The 6,332-nt window shown below is 34.6% G+C and carries 4 protein-coding genes; all 4 read right to left on the reverse strand.

The features are described from left to right. Nucleotides 1-261: 261 nt before the first annotated feature. The 4 genes from AC0LWT_RS38820 to AC0LWT_RS38835 are packed head-to-tail and all read right to left on the reverse strand — an operon-like array spanning nt 262 to nt 6,109. Complete coding sequence (locus tag AC0LWT_RS38820) at nt 262-861, reverse strand: hypothetical protein (protein WP_474687316.1); 600 nt, start codon at nt 859-861, stop codon at nt 262-264. Continuing rightward, on the reverse strand, nt 854-2,485 hold the full coding sequence (locus AC0LWT_RS38825; RefSeq protein WP_474687318.1) for a site-specific integrase: 1,632 nt from the start codon (nt 2,483-2,485) through the stop codon (nt 854-856). Before AC0LWT_RS38825 ends, AC0LWT_RS38820 begins: the two co-directional genes overlap by 8 nt. Continuing rightward, the gene (locus tag AC0LWT_RS38830) at nt 2,485-4,836 is read right to left on the reverse strand and encodes a helix-turn-helix domain-containing protein (protein ID WP_474687320.1); all 2,352 of its coding nucleotides are present in this window, start codon (nt 4,834-4,836) and stop codon (nt 2,485-2,487) included. The genes AC0LWT_RS38825 and AC0LWT_RS38830 overlap by 1 nt, the downstream gene beginning before the upstream one ends. Nucleotides 4,837-4,849: 13 nt before the next feature. Beyond that, on the reverse strand, nt 4,850-6,109 hold the full coding sequence (locus tag AC0LWT_RS38835) for a hypothetical protein (protein WP_474687322.1): 1,260 nt from the start codon (nt 6,107-6,109) through the stop codon (nt 4,850-4,852). Nucleotides 6,110-6,332 lie beyond the last annotated feature (223 nt).

Here is a 6,332-nt window from a genome sequence, read left to right on the forward strand (position 1 = left end):
AAGATGGAACGCCGTATGCCGCGAAAGTGGCACGTACGGTGTGAGACAAGGGAAAAGGCAACCCTAACGGAATATGCCGAGGGTGAGCCTTACCTATTGTCATCAATAACGACAGAAAAATAGTTACTTTTTTATCCGACTCCCCATAAATAGTGGACATTAAAGTAACCATTTTTCATTTGGGTACGAAACGCTATAAAAGTGGAACGCTTTATAGATTCTACGCGTTTATTAATTTTTTATCATTTTATTCTGGTAGTGTTAATCGAATAACTCTTTATAATATTTTCTGAAATTTGTGCTTAATGCCGGCTGATCCGTATTTTTATTTTTTAAGTCAATTACATTTTTTAAGCCTTGCTCTTTTTGAATTGATTTATATGTTGCCTGCACTGTTACTTCTAAATATTTCTTCTCAAGATATCGTATTCTTTCTTCAAGTTGTTCAGTTTCCACGAGTTTTTGACTATATTTCTTCTCTAGCTCTTCATATTCAATACACTTCCCATGATACATTAAAGCTTGCTCGTATGACGATTGAATTAACTCGTTAACGTGATATAGTGATTGAATTAACTTCTTTTTATTGTTCCAGTACGTTTCAACTAATTCAATCACATTGGGGAGGGGCAGCGTACCATCTTTTCCTCCGAATTCTGTATCTATAGGGCATTTAAGATTGTTAATTTCTTGCTTCATACGTCTTGACCAAACATGTCTTTTAATACCGGTTTCCTTTTCTAATTGAAGAGAATTAATTTTTTTTCCAGGATTTTTAACAGTATATTTAAGTAAAATATCCTTAAGTTGCTTGTCCGAGTAGACTTCAGGTCTACCTGACTTTTTTTCTTTTTTAATCATTGTTTTCCTCCATTAGATAGTCAACCATCGATTTTTGGTCAAATATTCTTCTAAGTTCATTTGCCGCGGATGCCAATTGTTCCTGTGTAGTATGTTGATATTCTAACGTTTGAAGATTATAAACCATATCTTTACTTATTCGCTTCATTAATTCGATCTGTTCTTTGATGCGCGCGGCCAGTGTGTCAGAGCAATCTTTAAGCCATTTATAAGAATCCTTTAATTTTTCTTTGGGTATGAAAAAGTGCTCACAAAATCTACAATCCCCGACTCTACATCTTAATGGATGATCTGTGCAATAACCATATTCAACTTGATGAACTTCCTCAAAATCACTTATTGCATACAATTGTCCTTTAGCAAGCAGTTCTCTGAAGTCGAGATTTATATCAGTATTCGATAAGTTGATTCGTGCCATTCGATGTGCTTGGGTTAAAGTATATACATAGGATTCAGCAAAGTGATCCAAGTGACTATGATAATGTATCTGACTATGTAAGCTGTGGTGTCCACCCATTCGAGCAATACTTAACATATTAAAACCTTGGAGCATCATATTACAAAATGCAAAGTGGCGCGTGTCACCTGGAGTAATTCTTTCTAAATCGTTTCGATTGAATTTCTGAATTACAATTTCGTCATAAAACTGATTAAGAAGTTTAGAGAACTGGTTAAGTGCAAGTAAATCAGTATTTATTTTTGAGAATGGTTTATTTTTCAAAAACTCACAGTAAGCACTATAGGAGAGTAGGTAAGGTGTCGGAGGAAAAGGAGATGTTAGTTCAATGTAGTCCGTAATAAGTTGGTACGTTTCCTTATTGATCTGTAGGGTATCTGTAACTTCAATTTCATACTTATTTCTCGGTTTGCGCTTTTCTCTAGGTATAGTAATGAAATATTTCCCATCATGAGTAATTGTCAGACAATCTCTCTTTATTGAACAAAACTCGCTAGGGCGCATAGGGATAATCTTTGTAATTCTCCACCATAAAATGATAGAAAAAAACTTTAATCGCTCATCTTCATTCCATACCATAAGAAATCGATTCATTACATCATCAAAGTTTAAAATATCTTGATAAGGGGGAAGCTCTCGTACGGTGACCATTCGATAAATAAATGGATTGCATATTTCATGGTATACGTCATAGTGGGGATGATTTGTAAAGGATAAGAATTGTAAAACTGATTCGCTTATTTTTTTACTTACGCGTATTGATGATTCCCTGAGTTGCTTTTCAAATACAGCTAATGTATCTTCTTCAAAACTAAAACCATTCGTTAAGAATGCGGCCGATTTAATCTTATTGAATGAACCTAAAAGTTGTGTGGTACTAATTGAATTTGATTTGTTTAATAATACCCAACATCTTAGAGCCATTTGTAAATCCGCATACATATCTAAATCAAAGATGAACGTTCCATATGAATCCTTGTTTCGAAACTTGAAAACACGATCATTGAATGCTCCTTTTGCCATCACGTCATCATTCATTAGTTCTTCGAACAAGGAGTGGAATATTTCTATATTTTCGGTTGTGTAAGAAATGAAACCGATAGACTCTATGTGTCTGTTCTTGATTGTCTTTGTAATAACTTCCCTTTGAACTAGAGCTGTGTTCATTACTTGAAGTCTCCTGTCTCTATTAGCAGATGATCAATACTGATTAGTTTTGTTTCAAGATCTTTCAAATTAATAAATTGACTTACATATTGTCTACCGAACTCATGTTGAGCCTGCAATAAGAGGTCAAGCATTTTATAAATTAATATGGACTCTCGGGTGCGAACCGCTGTAAAAGTGGAACGCTTTATAGATTCTACGCGTTTATTAATCTCTTCAACAATAGATATCATCAAATAGGTTCTAGGTATGACATATTCACACTGCAAACAAGAGGTTGCAGTAGGACAAGCACAATGAGGGTACGTGAAACATTGGGCGTTTTTTATTTTTGCAGGCATTTCTCCACGAAAAATCTTATGCACTTTATCGTTAAGCGCTTCGATCGGTAATTCAGCTATTTTCAAAGCCAATGATTGCTTCTCTGTTTGCTGTTTTTTTAAAAAATAAGCGAGGCCTTCTAGTTGAAGGGGAGTGTATTCCTTTCTAAACTCTGAAATCATTAGCGTTTGTTGTTCCATGCTTAAATGGCTTGTTTTCCCATCCGGGAAAGCTAACTTGAGAATATAATTATAGAGCCAGCCAAAGTGACCGCGGTTAAACAGATTAATAGAAACCCTATCCAAGTGCCCATCCATATTTGTAGATTGTATATAAATGGCCGTTGTATCTTCTGCAAGATGACTCCGTAATCTTTGAGCTAGATAATATGAAATATCAGCATCTGCTTTACCTTCAGTTACGCTATAGAAAAAATATGTAAGAAGACTACGATTCATTTTTAAGCTCGAAAAACCTATTAATTCAGGTTTCGATTCGAAAAATGGTTTGAAATGAATATCTTTGTGTGGATCTTTCCTCTTGGCATTGACTGACCAGAAGCGTAATAAAACACAATCATTCATTTTTCTTCGGTGTAACTCACATATCGTAAGTGCTATAGCTGTGGGGATCTGCATATCTTCATTAACGGTGAAATGACCGAGTGCACCGGTTTTTGAAACATACATTCGCTCAACCCTTGATGCAATCTGACTCAACAATAATTGTGCAGAAGCTTTCGTAAAAGTATATCCTGTGAAATCATTAAATGATTCAATTTGAATTGCTTCAATTGGAACAGTAGGCATCTTTAAAATATCATTTTTTCTCCAAGCATCAATCATATGGATCAATACATATAACCAAGTAACAGCATATTTACGACTAGCTACTGCCTCATTTATATGTAAATTAAAATTTTGTACAAAAGTGTAGTAGGAGTAGTAAATATCAGGTGGGTATATTTCTTGTTCCTTATTGTTAAATCGAACTTCGCGGTATTTGTTTTTAAATTTACATGAAACTACACCAGTACAATAATCAAGAAACTGAACGAAAGTATATTTCTTTAAATGATTCAATTTATCGCTTTTAAGAATCCTAATTACCTCTTCATCTGATAGATTAAATACTTCTTTGTGTAGTTGAGAAATCAAATTTTCTATGGTAGCTACATATTGTCTAGCGGCAGCTTGACGTATTTCCTCTGAAGCCCGACTTGCTGATAGTTTGGTTAAAACAAACTCATCGAATAATCGAATGGTTTCTTTTAAATGCTGGGGCCGTTGAATTCCAGTTATTCCTCTTTTGAATATATTAATCGGATCGAATGATTGTTGTTCTTTTTCTTGCATTTGTGCAAGCACTTCTTTTACAGAGTCCTCAGGAAGGAACCAGCTTTTCCCATTTTTAAATGCGCCAATAATTTTACCAGCGGACACCATTGCATTAACAGAACGTATACTCAAGTTCATCAGCTTCACAACTTCTTTGGTTGATAGAAAGCTTTTTCTATCTTGTAAACGTTTTTTAATGTATTCATCAACATCGGAGCGCGGAATTCTCCAAGCTTTCTGAAAGAAAATAGCATTTGGGAAAGTATCAGAACGTACCATCTTGAGGACTGTGTGCAAACAGCAATCCAAAATTTCAGCGACTTGAGGAGCAATCAAATAATTAGAATTTATCTCATTTATGTAACTAACCATGTTATCTATTTCATTTTTTGGTATCCACCACTGATTTCTAGAGAACAAAGCATCTTTAAATTCCCCTGACTCGATTTTTTTAAAGATTGTCGTTTTAGTGTGGCCTAACTTTTTTACTACTTCAAGTGTTGAGTAGAAATGATTATAATCAATATTGTTTAGTTGTTCATTAAGTTGTTCAACTTGTTTTACTGGAATCAGCCATCTTCTACGATCAACTTGGATTGCTCCCGGAAATCGGCCTTGTTTGATCAAAAGACGAATTTGGGTAGCTGAATAGTTCAATAGAGTACTCGCTTCTTTGGTTGTATAGTATTCCATCAATAATCACCCATTATTTGTTCAAAAGATTAGGAATGTAATCTTTATATAAATTTTCCATTCGTGCCTCAAGCTTTTCTTTCATCCTTAACGTATTACCTTGGTATATAAGTGAAGAAGCTAAATTCGTATCTCCTCTAGGTAAAGCTATATCGTACGCGTTCAATGCTTCTTCTGCTAACAGGTTAGTAAAAATACCACGACCTATGTGAGTGGACCATTTAAACTCTTCTAGTTTAGAAGCATTCACACGATCTACAGGATTACTTGATTTCCTTAGCCTACGAAGAAACTCATTCTTAACCCTTGAAAAGTGATACCTGTAAGAACTCCCTGTCATTGCCTTTCCGTCGTGGGTAACGAATAGCGCGTTTGATTCATCAAGTGGTTGATAATTATGAAGATGTTCTTTATATAATATCTGTAACCAGTTTTTTATTGGGAAGATTACTTGTCTTCTTGTTTTTTTTACGTAATTAGCTCCTTCAAGATCAGTGATATCTTGTCTCATCATTTGTTTCCGTAATCTTATAATCATACCGTGAGCTCCATAAGCCCCTATTGAAGTAATATCTTCTCTACGAATGTTGACAAGACCTCCGACACGAATTCCTCCAAAGCATTGCAAATAAACACCCAAGGCTATAGGGTTCGCTACTCTAACAGCTGTTTCTATGAAAGGAATAATATATTCTTCGGGTAACATATGAGCTTGATTCGGTGTGCTTCGACTAGGAAGAACGACGCCTTTAAAAGGTGAAAGTGTGTAGGTTTGATGAGGATCATGTGGACTTGGTTTTCTAATAAAATCATCATGACTAATATCTGCTAAAAGCTCTTTTTTTGCCAAAAACTCAAAAAATAATGTCAATGTCCGTTGCATGCCTCTAACAGTTGATCTGGATTTTTCGTTTTGACTCAAATAATTCAAGAACGAGCTGGCATGTTCATAAGTTAATTTTGAAAGTGATTCGAGTTTTAGATTCTTTTTGTCAATATGTAGTAAATAATTTAGAAAGGAAACGACATTATTAGCATGGTGCCTTTGAGTATTATAAGCACTATACTTCCAATTGGAGTAAATGAATGAAGTCAGAGGATGGACAATAAATTTATTATTGTTCATATTTTTTAGAGAAATAACAACATGTTGCTTTATCACCGGTGAACCATTTGCTAGATCTGCTAACTTAACATGGGTACTATGAACACAAAAACGAATGGAGCTATCCTTAACTGAAACAATATTATCTTCAGCCGCTTGTATTACCATCACCCCCCCTAAGGTATTATATCCCATATTTTACAAATTGGAAATTAATTATGCTCATATTTTGTCGATTCACCGATTAAAGTTATATACCTTTTGTCAAACTCTGAAATGAAGCTTTTGTACATTGTCATTAAAAGTAAAATTGTGTCTGACTGCCTTACAGTAAAGGGAAAGTAGTGACGATTATGTACACATATTAAAATGCACATTTTTTTACTGATAC

The sequence above is a fragment of the Paenibacillus sp. sgz302164 genome (assembly GCF_056120505.1).

Excerpts from the sequence above, each read along its gene's own strand:
- AC0LWT_RS38830 (WP_474687320.1), bottom strand. The coding sequence starts at position 4,836 with ATGGAATACTATACAACCAAAGAAGCGAGTACTCTATTGAACTATTCA.
- AC0LWT_RS38825 (WP_474687318.1), bottom strand. The coding sequence starts at position 2,485 with ATGAACACAGCTCTAGTTCAAAGGGAAGTTATTACAAAGACAATCAAG.
- AC0LWT_RS38820 (WP_474687316.1), bottom strand. The coding sequence starts at position 861 with ATGATTAAAAAAGAAAAAAAGTCAGGTAGACCTGAAGTCTACTCGGAC.
- AC0LWT_RS38835 (WP_474687322.1), bottom strand. The coding sequence starts at position 6,109 with ATGGTAATACAAGCGGCTGAAGATAATATTGTTTCAGTTAAGGATAGC.